Source organism: Burkholderia sp. MSMB1072 (genome assembly GCF_001524725.1).
Lineage (GTDB): Bacteria > Pseudomonadota > Gammaproteobacteria > Burkholderiales > Burkholderiaceae > Burkholderia.
In genome coordinates, this window is record NZ_LOYC01000002.1 from 19,847 (window position 1) to 34,721 (window position 14,875).

Sequence of the window (14,875 nt, forward strand, 5' to 3'; positions counted from 1 at the left end):
CGTGCCGACGACCGCCGGCACGCGTCGTCGACCCCGGCCGCATGCCGCGCCGGCTGCCGGATCGCGAGGTTCTCGCGCTTCACGACAGCCACTCCACGGCATGGCCGGCGCTGGCTTCGATCTCGACCAGCAGGTCGTCGCGGCACACGTCCGCGTGAACGAACAGCGGCCGCACGTGAGAACCGGCCACCTCGCGCAGCACTTGCCCGATCGCGGCCAGCGTCGCGGTATCGCCGGCGTCGCGCACGTAGACGCGATAGCTCAGGTCGGCGAGCGAGAACGGGCCGTGCCCCTGCCGCGCGGCCTGCTCGAGCACCGCCGCGAGGTTCGCGACCGTCTCGCGCGTCTGCGCGACGACGTCGCCGCGATGCACGGTGCGGTGCCCGACGATGCTCGCGGTGCCCGATACGAACAGCACCGGCGCCGCCTCGCCGTCCGCCCACGCAGCGGCGCGCGCGAACGTCGGCGCACGCGGGCCGTACTGCGCCGGATAGTGATACGCGCTCACCTGGCGCGGATTCTCGACGGAATCGGCCGGCGTTCGGCTCGCGAGGAAGTAAATCGCGAGCGGCGCGGCCGGCGACGCGTCACCCGCGACCGGCACGACCGAGCCGAGCGCGCACGCGGCCGGCACGCCGCCCGTCAAGGCACGACGGCACGCGTCGAACGCACGCTGACGGCCGATGTTGAACTGACGATAGCGCTCGATCCCGTACTGCACCGCATTGATTGCCGGCACCGTATTCCAGATCCGCAGCGGATACGGCATGCCGAGCGTATCGAGCAGGTCGAACAGCGCGCGGTACGCGTCGAACGTCGCGCGTTCGAGCGGCGTGCCGCCGTCGCGCGGTGCGTCGCATGCTGCATCGGCCTCGTGCACGACGAGGCTGCCGAACACGAGCCCCGCCGCTTCGCTGTGGCGATAGCACAGCGCACCGCGCCGCTCGCTGCGCAGGTCGTGCGCATCGCATTGCCACAGTTCGCAGACGGCATCGCCCGGTGCGACCTCGGCGCCGAGCAGCGCCATCTGCACCGGCGCGACCGGCAGGCCGGGCGCGGCATCGGTCAGCATCCGCGCCATCGTCTGCGCGCGCGCTTCGTCCGGCGTTCCCGCTGCGCCGATGCACACCGCGCCCAGTGCGCCGGGAAACACGCGCTCGAGTCCGCCGCCACCGCGGTGCGCATCGTGCAGCAGCGCGACGAGCCGCGCGTGGCTCATCCGGACGAGCCGCAGCGCGCGGCCGTCGCCGTGCGCGAACGGCGCGGCGGCAGGCAACGGGGAACACGGGCGCCGTTCGGCGTGGACTGGATGCACGGACACTTCGATTTCCTCACTAGATGGCGCCGGCCGCCCGACACCGCGGCCTTGCACCGCGTTGCGTGACGTCAGGCCAACGCGGCGCGCTTCGTCATGCGAGCCCGCCGTTGACGGACAACACCTGCCCCGTCACATAGGCCGCGGCGTCGGACACCAGATACGCGACCATCGCCGCGACTTCGTCGGGCCGGCCCGCGCGTTGCGCGGGCACGAGCTGCTTGATGCGTTCGGCGGGAAACGCCTGTTCGGCCATCGGCGACGCGATGATGCCGGGCGCCACCGCGTTCACGGTGATGCCGCGCGACGCGAGCTCCAGCGACAGCGACTTCGTCGCGCCGATCAGCCCCGCCTTCGCGGCCGCGTAGTTGGCCTGCCCGCGATTGCCGGTCACGCCGGCCACCGATGCGATGTTGACGATCCGTCCGCGCCGCGTGCGGATCATCGGCAGCAGCAGCGGCTGCGTGACGTTGAAAAAGCCGTTGAGCGTCACGTCGATCACGCCGTGCCATTGCTGGCGCGACATGCCGGCCATCGGCGCGTCGTCGTGAATGCCCGCGTTGTTGACGAGGATCTGCACCGGCGCATCGTCGATGAACGGCCGCAGCGCGGCGAGCGTCGCATCGGCGTCGGTCACGTCGAACGCGATCGCGTGCGCGGCGCCGCCGGCCGCGACGATCTGCTGCGCGACGGCCTGCGCCTGCGCGAGATGGCGGTTCGCATGCACCCATACTTCATGGCCGGCTTGCGCGAGCGCCGTGCAGATCGCCTGCCCGAGTGCGCCGCTGCCGCCCGTCACGAGCGCCCGCATCGAATGGCTCCGTTCATCGCGTTGTCACCTCGATCGACGCGGCCGCGCATCGTCCTTCGCGCGCCGCCGCATGCCGTCTTCACCGTTGCGCCGCGCCCGTGCGCGACGCCCGTGCGCGACGCCGTCACTTCGTGCGATGCGCGGCGACGTAGGCAGCCAGCGCACCGAGCGTCGCGAAGATCGTCTGGTTGTCCGGATTGTCCGAGCGCAGTTCGAAGCCGTATTTCTTCGAAATCAGCAGCGCGATTTCCAGGATGTCGATGGAATCGAGCCCGAAACCTTCGCCATACAGCGGGGTATCGGCCGTCACCGTGTCGAGCGGGACGTCTTCGAGATTCAGTTCGCCGATGATCAGCGTGGCGAGCTCTTGTTCCAGTGCGTTCATCATGCGTGCGTGCAGGCGGCCCATGGCAGCGGGAGGCGCCCGGAAACGGCAAGCCGTCGTGCACGCCCGGCGCGTGCGAATCTCCGTCCCTCCGGCCTCTGCCGGCTTCCCCGCCTGCGTCGTTTGGGGATCGTTTGTAAAAGTTACGCGGATTCTAGACGAAGGGTATCGGGCCGTATACCGCGAATGGTTACAAGACTGGCGAGCCGCCGCAGCGGCCCGTTTCGGACGCGAATGCACGAGACGCTTGAGCCGCTTTGGACGGAAATGGACCGACCCCGCAAAATCGTTCGTCCGGTGCCATACAATCGGTTACAAAACCCGCTCGCGGCCGCCCCGAACCCGCGCTGCCGCGGCCCTAAAATGAGCGTCCCGACCACCGGCCCGGATCCGCGTCCCGGCCGCCATTCATATGATGTTTCGGCGGCCCGCCCGCGCGTTCCGTCCACGATCCGATGTCTCCAGTGATACCGCGTCCGCCCTTGCGCTCCGTTCCGGTTCGCCCGCCCGTCAGCCGCTCCAACCCGGCTGCCGGCCGGTGTACGCGCCGCGCGCCCGGAGGCCGCCGATGAGCCGGCTGCTGCCCGTCGTGCGCGGCGTCGCGGCGGTCGGCGCCGTGGCTGCCTACCAGGCCGGCGCGCATTACGCGAGCGCAACGCCCGGCGCGCACGGCTTCGGCCTCGCGATGGCGCTCGTGCCGCCGCTGCTGCTCGCGCTCGGCGTGGCGTTGCGCTCGCCGCGGCGCGTCTGGCTCGTGCCGGCATGGCTGCTGGCCGCCGCCGCGCTGTGGGCCGCGCGCGCCCCGCTCGCGCGGCACTTCGAATGGGGCCTGTATCTGGAACACGTGAGCTTCAACGTCGCGATGGCGCTGCTGTTCGGCCGCACGCTCGCGGCCGGCGACGTGCCGCTGTGCACGCGCTTCGCGGCGACGATCCACGGTACGGTCACGCCGGCCGTCGCGCGCTACACGCGACAGATCACGCTCGCATGGACGGTGTTCTTCGTCGCGATCGCCGCCGTGTCGACGCTGCTGTTCGCGACCGCGTCGATCGTCACGTGGTCGACCTTCGCGAACTACCTGTCGCTGCCGCTCGTCGTCGTGATGTTCGCCGCCGAGCATGCGTGCCGGCGTGTCGCGCTGCCGCACGAGCCGCGGCCGCGCATGATCGACGCGGTGCGCGCGTATCGCGCGTCCGCCCACGCGTCGCAGGCCTCGCGATGAATTCATGACCGGCGCGGCCCCACGGCCGCGCGGCCTTCGTTCCCGTCTTGACCGATTTATGCCGACTCACCCGCTGGTATTCCATGCCTCGCCCGACCAGACGATCGCCTGGCGCGACGGCTCGCCCGTCACCGTGCGCGCATTCGTCGCCGACGTCGCGCGCGTAGCCGCCGCGCTGCCCGCGGGCGGCCATGTGTTCAACGTGTGCCGCGACCGCTATCGCTTCGCGGTCAGCCTGTGCGCAGCGCTCGTCGCCGGCAAGATCAGCCTGCTGCCGTCGACGCACACGCCGGAAATGGTCCGCCAGCTCGCGTCGTTCGCGCCCGACGCGTTCTGCCTGCACGATGCGCCCGATTGCACGATCGACCTGCCGCGCTTCGCGTATCCCGATGCCGCGCCCGGCGAACTCGCGAGCGACGCGCCATTCGCCGTCCCGCAGATCGACGCGGCGCGGATCATGGCCTACGTGTTCACGTCCGGCTCGACCGGCGCGCCGGTGCCGCACCGCAAGACCTGGGGCTTCCTGGTCGGCTGCGTGCATGCGGCGGCCGATCGCCTCGGGCTGCTCGATGGCCGCCCGGCCACGCTGATCGGCACGGTGCCCGCGCAGCACATGTACGGCTTCGAATCGACGGTGCTGCTCGCGCTGATCGGCGGCCTCGCATTCAGCAATCGCCAGCCGTTCTACCCGGGCGACATTCGCGACGAACTCGACGCGATCCCGCAGCCGCGCGTGCTCGTCACGTCGCCGATCCACCTGCGTGCGCTGCTGTCGGCCGGCCATGCGCTGCCGCGCGCGGCGCTGGTGCTGTCGGCCACCGCGCCGCTGTCGGAGAAGCTCGCGTGCGAGGCCGAGGCCGCGCTCGACGCGCCGCTCGTCGAGATCTACGGCAGCACCGAGACCGGCCAGATCGCGACCCGTCGCACGTCGCAAGGCGCGGCGTGGGAACCGTTCCCGGACATCCGGCTCGACGCCCGCGACGCACCGGACGGCGACGACGGCGGGCCGACGGTCTGGGTATCGGGCGGACACGTCGAGGCGCCCGTGCCGATGGGCGATGCGCTCGAACTGCTCGGCGACGGCCGGTTCCTGCTGCACGGCCGCAAGGCCGATCTCGTCAACATCGCCGGCAAGCGCACGTCGCTCGCGTACCTGAACCATCAGCTCAACGCGATTCCCCAAGTGGTCGACGGCGTGTTCTTCATGCCCGACGAAGCCGCGCCCGCACAGGGCGACACCGCCCTCGAGCCGGTCACGCGCCTCGTCGCGCTGGTCGTCGCGCCGACGCTCGCGGCCGCCGATCTGCAACGCGCGCTGCGCGAGCGGATCGATCCCGCGTTCATGCCGCGCCCGCTCGTGTTCGTCGATGCGCTGCCGCGCAATGAAACGGGCAAGCTGCCGCGCGACGTACTGGCCGCGCTCGTTGCGCGACATGCACGTGCCGCGGGCACGACGGCCGTGCCGCCGGCCGAGCGCGACCCGGCCGACGCGCCCGCGCTCGCGTTCACGATCGCCGCCGACCATCCCGCGCTGCCCGGCCACTTTCCCGGCCATCCGGTCGTGCCGGGCGTCGTGCTGCTCGATCACGCGATCCACACGATCGGCGCGGCGCTGAACCGTCCGCTGCATGCGTGGCGGCTCGGGTCCGCGAAATTCCTGAGCCCGGTCGCGCCCGGCGAACCGCTCGCGCTCGCGTACGACGCTGCTGCCAGCGGCGCGATCCGCTTCACGGTGCGCGCCGGATCGCGCGAGGTCGCGACCGGCGTGCTGTCCGCACCGCCGCCCGCGCAGGACGGCGCACAGCCATGAAGCGCACCGCATGGGCCGAGCGCCAGGAGCGCAGCAACGCGAGCTTGCTGCGCGCGATGACGTGGATATCGCTGCGCTTCGGCCGGCAGCGCGCGCGCATCGTGCTGCACCTGATTGCGACGTATTTCGTGCTGTTCTCGCCGGTCGCGTGCGCGGCGTCGCGCGACTACCTGCGCCGCGTGCTCGGCCGCCCCGCGCGCTGGCGCGACGTGTACCGGCACGTGTTCACGTTCGCGGCGACGATCCACGATCGCGTCTACCTGATGAACGGGCGCTTCGACCTGTTCGACATTCGGCTGCACGGCGAGACGCTCGTCGACGACGCGCTCGCGGGCGGGCGCGGCGCATTCCTGATGGGCGCGCACCTCGGCAGCTTCGAGGTCGTGCGTGCGATCGGCCGCACGCATCCGGACCTGCGCGTGGTCGTCACGATGTACGAGAAGAACGCGCGCAAGATCAACGCGACGCTCGCCGCGGTAAACCCGGCCGCGCAGCCGGAAGTGATTCCGCTCGGGCAGGTCGACTCGATGCTGAAGGTACGCGAGCGCCTCGACGCGAACTGCATGGTCGGCATGCTCGCCGACCGCACGCTGCTCGACGACGCGGCCGCGTCGCTGCGACGCCTGCCGCTGCTCGGCGCGCCGGCCGCGTTCCCGCTCGGCCCGCTTTACATGGCTGCGATGCTGAAGCGCCCGGTGATCTTCATGACGGGCCTTTATCGCGACGGCAACCGCTACGACGTGCATTTCGAGACGCTCGCCGATTTCTCCGACGTGCGGCGCGACGCGCGTGCGGCCGCGGTCGACGCGGCACTCGCGCGCTACGTCGCGCTTCTCGACAAGTACTGCCGCATGGCGCCGTACAACTGGTTCAACTATTTCGATTTCTGGCAAGGCGGCGATGCCGCGGCCGCGCGCCGCGACGTGGTGCGCACCGGCGCCGAGCTGCCCGCCACGAGGGATTCCGACGCATGACCGCCGTTCGCCGCCGCCCGTTCCCGTTCTCGTTGCCCCGCGTCGCCCGCGTGCTCGCCACCGGCGCCGCCGCCATTGCGCTGGCCGCACCCGCGCACGCGGCCGACGCCGGACCGGCGTGGAGCCTCGACCGGCTGATGTCGACGCTCGCGCAGCACAAGTCGGGCCGCGCGACCTTCACCGAGACGAAGACCCTGTCGATCGCCGCGCAGCCGATCGAATCGTCGGGCGAGCTGGTGTTCGTCGCGCCCGACCACCTGGAAAAACACACGCTGAGCCCGAAGCCGGAACACCTCGTCGTCGACGGCGACATGCTCACCGTCGAGCGCAACAACCGCAAGTACACGCTCGCGCTCGCGCGCTATCCGGAGCTCGGCGCGTTCATCGACAGCATCCGCGCGACGCTCGCCGGCAACCGCTTCGCGCTCGAGCAGGTGTACAAGGTCGCCCTTGCCGGACGCGGCGACGACTGGACGCTGACGCTCACGCCGCTCGACTCGCGGATGCTGAAGGTCGTCAGCACGATCACGCTCGACGGCACGCGCGACGTGTTGCGCAGCGTCGCGATCCGGCAGGCCGACGGCGATCGTTCGGTGATGCGCCTGCACCCCGTTGCGGCGAACGCGAACTGATGGACGATCGCACGCGCCCCTCCCCCGTCGCGCGCCGCCTGCCCATGTGGCGGCAGCGCGCGGTGCTCGTGTGGCTGCTCGCGCTCGCCGTGTGCGGCGTCGCGATCGGGCGCGCGCACTTCACGGCCGACCTGTCCGCGTTCCTGCCGAATGCGCCGAGCGCCGGGCAACGCGTGCTCGTCGACCAGTTGCGCGACGGCATCGTGTCGCGCCTGATCCTCGTCGCGATCGACGGCGGCGATGCAAGCACGCGCGCCGCGCTGTCGCGGCGCGTCGCCGGCACGCTGCGCGCCGATCCGCAGTTCGCGGCCGTGCACAACGGCGCAGCCGCGAACGATGCGCGCGACCGGCAATTCATCTTCGATCACCGCTATCTGCTGAGCCCGGCCGTCACGCCGCAGCGCTTCAGCGCCGACGGCCTGCACCGGGCGCTCGGCGACAGCCTCGACCTGCTGAGTTCGTCGGCCGGCCTCGTCGCGAAAGCGATGCTGCCGCGCGACCCGACCGGCGAAGTCGCCGCGCTCGTCGACGGCCTCGACCGCGCAGCCGAACCGGCGAGCCGCGACGGCGTGTGGGCGTCGCGCGACGGCACGCGCGCGGTGCTCGTCGTGCAGACGGCCGCCGCCGGCTCCGATACCGATGCGCAGGCACGCGCGATCGACACGGTGCGTCGCGCGTTCGCCGCCGCGAAACGGGCCATCCCGAATGCAGCGGCAACCACGCTCGCCATGACGGGTCCCGGCGTGTTCTCGGTCGACACGCGCGACACGATCCGGCACGACGTCGAGCGGCTGTCGACGGCAAGCGTCGTGCTGATCGTCGCGTTGCTGCTCACGCTGTACCGTTCGCCGCGCACGCTCGCGCTCGGCCTGCTGCCGGTGCTGACGGGCGTCGCGGCCGGGATCGCGGCGGTCGGCGTCGCGTTCGGCACGGTCCACGGGCTGACGCTCGGGTTCGGCACGACGCTGATCGGCGAAGCCGTCGACTATTCGATCTACCTGTTCGTGCAATCGGCGCAGGCCGGCACGCGCGGCGCCGCGCGCCCGGCCGACGCGACGCGCGCGTGGGTCGCCGCGTACTGGCCGACGATCCGGCTCGGCGTGCTGACGTCGGTGTGCGGATTCGCGTCGATGCTGTTTTCCGGATTCCCGGGCCTCGTGCAACTCGGGCTCTATTCGATCGTCGGGCTGACGGCCGCCGCGCTCGTCACGCGCTTCGTGCTGCCGCACCTGCGCGGCGAGCATGTCGCGATCCGCGACGTCTCGCGCATCGGCGCCGTACTCGCGCGCGCGGCCGACGCCGCGCCGCGGCTGCGCTGGCCGCTCGCGGTGCTCGTGGTCGCCGCATGCGCGACCCTCGCGCTGCATCGCGACGACCTGTGGAGCCGCGAGCTCGCCGCGCTCAGCCCCGTGCCGGCGGCAGCGCAGGCGCTCGACGCACGGCTGCGCGCGGATGTCGGCGCGCCCGACGTGCGCTATCTCGTCGTGATTGCCGCGCCGACCGAACAGGCCGCACTCGAAGGCGCGGAAAAAGTCGCCGCGCAATTGCAGCCGCTCGTCGACCGCGGCGCGCTCGGCGGTTTCGAAAACCCCGCCCGCTACCTGCCGAGCGACGCCGCGCAACGCGCGCGCCGGGCGAGCCTGCCGGATGCGGACGCGCTTGCCGCACGGATGCGCGACGCCGTCGCGCACCAGCCGATCGCGGTCAAGCCCGACCTGTTCGCGCCGTTCCTCGCCGACGTCGACGCCGCGCGTCACGCACCGCTGCTGACGCGCGCGGACCTGCGCGGCACGTCGATGGCGCTCGCCGTCGATGCGCTGCTGACCGAACGCGACGGCCGCTGGAGCGCGATGCTGCCGCTGCATGCGCCGGACGCGGCCCGCACCGCGCAGCCGGCGTCGAGCCTCGATGCCGCGCCGATTCGCGCCGCCGTCGCGCGCGCGGGCGTGGCCGATGCGCTGTTCGTCGACATGAAAACCGAAGCCGATCGGCTGTACGTGAGCTATGTGCACGAAGACATCCGCTTGTCGCTCGCCGGGTTCGCCGCGATCGCCGTGCTGCTGCTGATCGCGCTGCGCTCGCCGCGCCGTGCGGTGCGCGCCCTCGCGCCGCTCGTCGCGGCCGTGCTGGTCGTGACGGCCGGCTTCGCGCTCGCCGGCGTACAGCTGACGATCCTGCACCTCGTCGGGATGCTGTTGATCGTCGCGGTCGGCTCGAACTACGCGCTGTTCTTCTGCCGGCGCGACGACACGCAGCCCGTCATGCCGTACACACTGGTGTCGCTGCTGATCGCGAACCTCGCGACGGTCGCCGGCTTCGGGCTGCTCGCGCTGTCGCGCGTGCCGCTGCTCGAAACCTTCGGGCTGACCGTCGGCCCCGGCGCGATGCTCGCGCTCGCGTTCGCGGCGATTCTCGCGCCGCGCGCCGCACCGGCGGTCGGCCATCGTGAACGAGGAGGCCGCGCATGAATGCGCCGTCGTCGACTCCGCCGCACCACGCCGGCGCCGCGCGGCGCTGGAAACCCACGCCGCTGATCGCGGGCGCCGCCGCGCTGCATGCGGGCGCTGCCGCCGCCGCGATCGCGCAACCGGCCACGTGGCCGTGGGCCGTCGGCGGCGTGGTCGCGTCGCATCTCGCGCTGACCGCGGCCGGCCTGTGGCCGCGCAGCACGCTGCTCGGTCCGAACTGGACGCGCCTGCCGCCCGGCGCGGGCCGCCGCATCGCGCTGACGATCGACGACGGCCCGGACCCGGACGTCACGCCGCGCGTGCTCGACCTGCTCGACCGTTACGACGCGCGCGCGACGTTCTTCTGCATCGGCGATCTCGCGCGCCGCCATCCGCGCTGGGTCGAAGCGATCGTCGCGCGCGGCCATGCGGTCGAGAACCACAGCCAGCGGCACAGCCATACGTTCTCGCTATCGGGGCCGGCCGCGCTGCGACGCGAAATCGCGGCCGCGCAGCAGACGCTGACCGACATCGCCGGCACGCGTCCGCTGTTCTTCCGCGCGCCGGCCGGCCTGCGCAATCCGTTTCTCGAACCGGTGCTGTGCGAACTCGGCCTGCAACTCGCGAGCTGGACGCGACGCGGCTTCGACACGCGCGCCCGCAACGCCGCGACCGTCACGCGCCGCCTGCTGCACGGCCTCGATGCGCGCGACATCCTGCTGGTCCACGACGGTCATGCGGCGCGCGATGCGCGCGACGAACCGGTCGTGCTCGACGTGCTGCGCGAAGTGCTGCGCGCGGCCGCCGATGCGCAGTTGCACTGGACCACCTTGCGCGCGGCGCTCGCGCCCGAACCGTCCGGCCAGCCGGGCGTTCCGGCACCCCCGTTTGATAAAATCTGACCTCGAACGACGCGCCCGCCAGCCCTGCTGCAGCGCCCGTTCCGGCCACCGGAAGCGACCCTCGTGAAACCTCTCCTGCTCTCGCACTTCACCGCCACCAGTTGCATCGGCCGCGGCCTCGACGCGACCCTCGATGCGCTGCGCCACGCCCGCGGCGGGCTCGTGCCGTGCAACTTCGAGCGTGCGGACCTCGACACGTGGATCGGCGCGGTGGACGGCGTCGATGCGCACCCCGTGCGCGCCGATCTCGCCGACTTCGAATGCCGCAACAACCGCCTCGCGCAACTCGGCCTGACGCAGGACGGCTTCGACGCCCGCGTCGCGGCGGCCGTCGCGCGCTACGGCCCCGCACGCGTCGGCGTGTTCGTCGGCACGAGCACGGCCGGCATCCTCGAAACCGAACGCGCGTACCGGCGCCGCGACCCGGCGAGCGGCGCGCTGCCGGCCGACTTCCGCTACGCACACACGCACAACCCGTATTCGCCGGCCGCGTTCGTGCGAGCGTATTTCGCGCTGCGCGGGCCGGCGATGGCGATCTCGTCCGCGTGCTCGTCGGGCGCGAAGGTATTCGGCTCCGCGCGCCGCATGATCGAGGCCGGGCTGATCGACGCGGCCGTCGTCGGCGGCGTCGATTCGCTGTGCCTGACCACGCTGTACGGCTTCAATTCGCTCGAACTGCTGTCGCGCCGGCCGTGCCGGCCGTTCGACGTCGCCCGCGACGGCATCTCGATCGGCGAGGCCGCCGCGTTCGCGCTCGTCGAGCGCGCCTCTGCGCCGCCCGCCGCGCTGGACGGCGACGCGATCCTGCTGCTCGGCGTCGGCGAAACGAGCGACGCGCACCACATGTCGTCGCCGCATCCGGAAGGGCGCGGCGCGCGCGCCGCGATCGAGCAGGCGCTCGCGTCCGCCGGCCTCGGCGCGCACGATATCGACTACGTGAACCTGCACGGCACCGCGACGCCGAGCAACGATGCAGCGGAAAGCCGCGCGGTCGGCGCGCTGTTCGCCCGCACGCCGTGCAGCTCGACGAAGGGCGCGACCGGCCACACGCTCGGCGCGGCCGGCGCGCTGGAGGCGATCGTCGCCGCGCTCGCGCTGCGCGAGCAGTTCGTGCCGGCCGGCGTCAACACGACGCAGCCCGACCCGGCGCTCGCAGCCGATTACGTGCTCGCGAGCCGCGACACGCGCGTACGCGCCGTCCTCTCCAACTCGTTCGGCTTCGGCGGCACGAACTGCAGCCTGATCCTCGGCCGCGCCGATCACGCCCGCCGTTGAGGCCCGCCATGACCCTGACCGCCTTCATCGAAAGCATCGGCCTCGTCGGGCCGGGATTGAACGACTGGCCGCACGCGGCCGACGTGCTCGCAGGCCGCGCGCCCTACGCGCCCGCCCGCACCGAGCTGCCGCCGCCGGCCGGCCTGCCGTCCGCCGAACGGCGGCGCACGGGTCCCGTCGTGCGCGCCGCGCTCGCGGTCGGCCACGAAGCGGTGGCGGCGAGCGGCCGCGACGCCGCGACGCTCGCGACCGTATTCAGCGCATCCGGCGGCGACGGCCAGAACTGCCACGCGATCTGCGAAACGCTGGCCGGCGACGATCGCCAGTTGTCGCCGACCCGCTTCCACAACTCGGTGCACAATGCCCCGGCCGGCTACTGGAGCATCGCGACCCGCGCGACGGCGACGTCGAACGTACTGTGTGCGCACGACGGCAGCTTTGCCGCCGGCCTGCTCGAAAGCCTGTGCCAGGTCGTCGTCGATCGCGTGCCGAGCCTGCTGATCGCGTACGACACCGACTATCCGGAACCGCTGCGCACGGTGCGGCCGATCGACGACGCGTTCGGCGTCGCGCTCGTGCTCTCGCCGCAAGCAAGCGAGCGCACGCTCGCCCGCATCGACGTGCAGCTCACCGATGCACCCGCGACAACGCTCGCCGATGCCGGACTCGACGCACTGCGCGCCGGCAATCCGGCCGCCCGCGTGCTGCCGCTGCTCGATGCGCTCGCCGCGCGGCGTTCGACGCGCGTCGTGCTCGACTATCTGGCCGATACGCGCGTGCAGGTCGACGTCGCGATGCCCAAACCCGTCGCGGAGCACGCGCCATGATCGCAACGGCCGTCTTGACCTCACCGCTCGACCATGCGTGGATTGCCGCGCACATTCCGCATGCCGGCACGATGTGCGTGCTCGATTCGGTCGATGCGTGGGATACCGAACGAATCCGCTGCACCGCGACGAGCCACCGCGACCCGCACAACCCGCTGCGCGCGCACGGGCGGCTCGCGTCGGTCTGCGGCATCGAATATGCCGCGCAGGCGATGGCCGTGCACGGCGCGCTGCTCGGCGCGCACGAAGCGCGCCCGCGCGTCGGCTATCTCGCGAGCGTGCGCAACGTCGACGCGTTCGTCGACCGGCTCGACACCTTCGAGCAGCCGCTCACCGTCGACGCGCAACGCGTGAGCGGCGACGGCCGCTCGGTACTGTACGGCTTCGCGCTGCGCTGCGGCGAGCGCGTGCTGCTGTCCGGCCGCGCGGCGGTGATGCTCGACGCATCGGCCGCCGGCGCGTTTCAACCGGCGCCTGCCGGCCACACGAATCCTCGATGAAGAGGCCTACCTCAAGGAAACCGGTCGTGAAAGTTCGTCAGTTCATTGGCGCCGCGCTCGTTTCGGCGCTGCTCAGCCCGCTCGCGCACGCGGACATGTCGGAAGTGAAGCAGGACATCAAGCGCGATTCGAAGGAAGCCGCGCACAAGACCGGCGACGCGGCGCGCAGCTTCGGCCACGCGACCGCGAGCGCCGCGAAGGCGGTCGGGCACGGCGTCGCCCATGCGTCGCGCGAAGGCTGGGAAGCCACCAAGCGCACGACGAAGCGGATCTTCCACAAGAACGATTCGGGCGAGTCGGCGGGAAAAAGCCAGAAGCACGACTGATCGCGCGTCCCGCGCGCGTTGCCGAAGGCATGCGCGCGGGACTCGACCACTCATCGGTCGCTCGCCGATCGCAACGCGCCGGCGCCGCCGTCAGCGGGCGCCGCGCATGCGCCGTAGCGGCCTCGCCGGCCTGCGCGCGAAGCACTTGCCGTACGCGACCAGCCAGCAATCGCGATGATCGAAGTTCCGCAGCAGCCGCGCGCGGCGCCGCTCGAGCCAGTAGAGCGAGATCGCCATCGCCAGCGCGACGGCCAGCGCCGCCCCGCCGATCACGAGTCCCATCCAGGTGTCGCCCATGCGTTCTCCGGAATGCGAGGCCGAAGCGGCGCGCCTGCCGCCGCTCCGGCGCGGGATAGTGGGAAACGCGGCCTGCACGGCTTCGAACGCCGTGCGGGCCGCCGCGCGTCAGTGCATGTGCTGACCGCCGTTGATCGCGATGTTCGAGCCCGTCACGAAGCCGGCCTCCTCCGAGCACAGATAGGCCACCAGCGCCGCGACTTCCTCGGGCTTGCCGAGCCGACCCGCCGGAATCTGCGGGAGGATCTTCGTGTCGAGGATGTCCTGCGGGATCGCGGTGACCATCTTCGTCGCGAGATAGCCCGGCGACACCGTGTTCACCGTCACGCCCTTGCGCGCGACCTCGAGCGCGAGCGATTTCGTGAAGCCGTGCATGCCGGCTTTCGCGGCCGCGTAGTTGGTCTGGCCGACCGACCCCTTCGAGCCGTTCACCGACGAAATGTTGACGATACGGCCCCAGCCGCGCTCGACCATGCCGTCGCACACCGGCTTCGTCATGTTGAACACGGAGTCGAGGTTCGTGCGGATCACCGCGTCCCAGTTGACCTTGTCGAGCTTGCGCAGCGTCATGTCGCGCGTGATGCCTGCGTTGTTCACGAGAATGTCGACCGGGCCGACATCCCGCACGATCTTCTCGATGCATTGCCGGCACGAGTCGTGATCGGCCACGTCCACCGGGTACGCATGGAACGCTCGGCCGGCCGCATGCATCTCGGTCAGCCAGCGGTCCGCGTTGGCGTTGTTCGGCGAATACGTGACGACTACCCGGTGACCCGCATCGTTCAACCGGATGCTGACCGCTTCGCCGAGGCCGCCCATCCCACCCGTCACAACTGCAATTCGCTTAGTCATCCTATTAATTACCGACAAAAAAGTGATCGATGAAAGGCCGGGCAACGGCATCGCACATGCTGCCGCCCCGCCGCTTCGATGTGCATCCGCCCGCATCGCGGGTGCGGCACGCACCGGTACCTCGCGCGTATTGTCGATTGCCTGTCTTGCGCAAAAACCGCCCGGCTCACCCGCGGCGCCGCCCCGCGCCGCAAGCGAACCGTGCAGTCACCCCGCTCAGACGCGCTCGACCGCGAGCGCGACGCCCATCCCGCCGCCGATGCACAGCGACGCCAGCCCGCGCTTCGCATCGCGCTTGAC

At 71.6% G+C, this 14,875-nt stretch carries 15 protein-coding genes; 10 read left to right on the forward strand and 5 right to left on the reverse strand.

What is annotated here, in order from left to right; all coding sequences use genetic code 11:
• Window positions 1–79 precede the first annotated feature (79 nt).
• The 3 genes from WS89_RS00265 to WS89_RS00275 form a co-directional block, all read right to left on the reverse strand.
• The gene (locus tag WS89_RS00265) at window positions 80–1,372 is read right to left on the reverse strand and encodes a chorismate transformation enzyme, FkbO/Hyg5 family (protein WP_059789087.1); all 1,293 of its coding nucleotides are present in this window, start codon (window positions 1,370–1,372) and stop codon (window positions 80–82) included.
• Between the two features lie 37 nt (window positions 1,373–1,409).
• On the reverse strand, window positions 1,410–2,126 hold the full coding sequence (gene fabG, locus WS89_RS00270) for a 3-oxoacyl-ACP reductase FabG (protein WP_059504402.1): 717 nt from the start codon (window positions 2,124–2,126) through the stop codon (window positions 1,410–1,412).
• Between the two features lie 124 nt (window positions 2,127–2,250).
• The gene (locus WS89_RS00275; protein WP_011546210.1) at window positions 2,251–2,535 is read right to left on the reverse strand and encodes a phosphopantetheine-binding protein; all 285 of its coding nucleotides are present in this window, start codon (window positions 2,533–2,535) and stop codon (window positions 2,251–2,253) included.
• A gap of 544 nt (window positions 2,536–3,079) precedes the next feature.
• Here WS89_RS00275 and WS89_RS00280 point away from each other — a divergent pair.
• The 10 genes from WS89_RS00280 (at window position 3,080) to WS89_RS00325 (ending at window position 13,426) form a co-directional block, all read left to right on the forward strand.
• Window positions 3,080–3,733, forward strand: a complete 654-nt coding sequence (locus tag WS89_RS00280) for a hypothetical protein (RefSeq protein WP_059789088.1) — start codon at window positions 3,080–3,082, stop codon at window positions 3,731–3,733.
• Window positions 3,734–3,791: 58 nt separating this feature from the next.
• Window positions 3,792–5,543, forward strand: a complete 1,752-nt coding sequence (locus WS89_RS00285; RefSeq protein WP_059789089.1) for an acyl-CoA synthetase family protein — start codon at window positions 3,792–3,794, stop codon at window positions 5,541–5,543.
• A complete protein-coding gene (locus tag WS89_RS00290; RefSeq protein ID WP_059504397.1) occupies window positions 5,540–6,517 on the forward strand; it encodes an LpxL/LpxP family acyltransferase in 978 nt (325 codons plus the stop codon). Before WS89_RS00285 ends, WS89_RS00290 begins: the two co-directional genes overlap by 4 nt.
• Window positions 6,514–7,149, forward strand: coding sequence for an outer membrane lipoprotein carrier protein LolA (locus tag WS89_RS00295; RefSeq protein WP_059789090.1), 636 nt, complete (start codon window positions 6,514–6,516; stop codon window positions 7,147–7,149). The genes WS89_RS00290 and WS89_RS00295 overlap by 4 nt, the downstream gene beginning before the upstream one ends.
• Window positions 7,149–9,617, forward strand: coding sequence for an MMPL family transporter (locus WS89_RS00300; protein ID WP_059789091.1), 2,469 nt, complete (start codon window positions 7,149–7,151; stop codon window positions 9,615–9,617). The genes WS89_RS00295 and WS89_RS00300 overlap by 1 nt, the downstream gene beginning before the upstream one ends.
• Complete coding sequence (locus WS89_RS00305; RefSeq protein WP_059789092.1) at window positions 9,614–10,498, forward strand: polysaccharide deacetylase family protein; 885 nt, start codon at window positions 9,614–9,616, stop codon at window positions 10,496–10,498. Before WS89_RS00300 ends, WS89_RS00305 begins: the two co-directional genes overlap by 4 nt.
• Before the next feature lie 63 nt (window positions 10,499–10,561).
• Window positions 10,562–11,773: a beta-ketoacyl-[acyl-carrier-protein] synthase family protein gene (locus WS89_RS00310; protein ID WP_059789093.1), complete on the forward strand. Its 1,212-nt coding sequence runs from the start codon at window positions 10,562–10,564 to the stop codon at window positions 11,771–11,773.
• 8 nt (window positions 11,774–11,781) lie between these two features.
• Window positions 11,782–12,600, forward strand: coding sequence for a beta-ketoacyl synthase chain length factor (locus WS89_RS00315; RefSeq protein ID WP_059789094.1), 819 nt, complete (start codon window positions 11,782–11,784; stop codon window positions 12,598–12,600).
• The gene (locus WS89_RS00320) at window positions 12,597–13,100 is read left to right on the forward strand and encodes a hotdog family protein (RefSeq protein ID WP_059789095.1); all 504 of its coding nucleotides are present in this window, start codon (window positions 12,597–12,599) and stop codon (window positions 13,098–13,100) included. The genes WS89_RS00315 and WS89_RS00320 overlap by 4 nt, the downstream gene beginning before the upstream one ends.
• The gene (locus WS89_RS00325; protein WP_059789096.1) at window positions 13,097–13,426 is read left to right on the forward strand and encodes a hypothetical protein; all 330 of its coding nucleotides are present in this window, start codon (window positions 13,097–13,099) and stop codon (window positions 13,424–13,426) included. The genes WS89_RS00320 and WS89_RS00325 overlap by 4 nt, the downstream gene beginning before the upstream one ends.
• A 90-nt stretch (window positions 13,427–13,516) precedes the next feature.
• Here the strand turns inward: WS89_RS00325 and WS89_RS00330 are convergent, their stop codons facing one another.
• Window positions 13,517–13,723, reverse strand: coding sequence for a hypothetical protein (locus WS89_RS00330; RefSeq protein ID WP_034208396.1), 207 nt, complete (start codon window positions 13,721–13,723; stop codon window positions 13,517–13,519).
• Between the two features lie 108 nt (window positions 13,724–13,831).
• Window positions 13,832–14,575, reverse strand: a complete 744-nt coding sequence (phbB, locus tag WS89_RS00335) for an acetoacetyl-CoA reductase (protein WP_059504379.1) — start codon at window positions 14,573–14,575, stop codon at window positions 13,832–13,834.
• Between the last annotated feature and the right edge of the window lie 300 nt (window positions 14,576–14,875).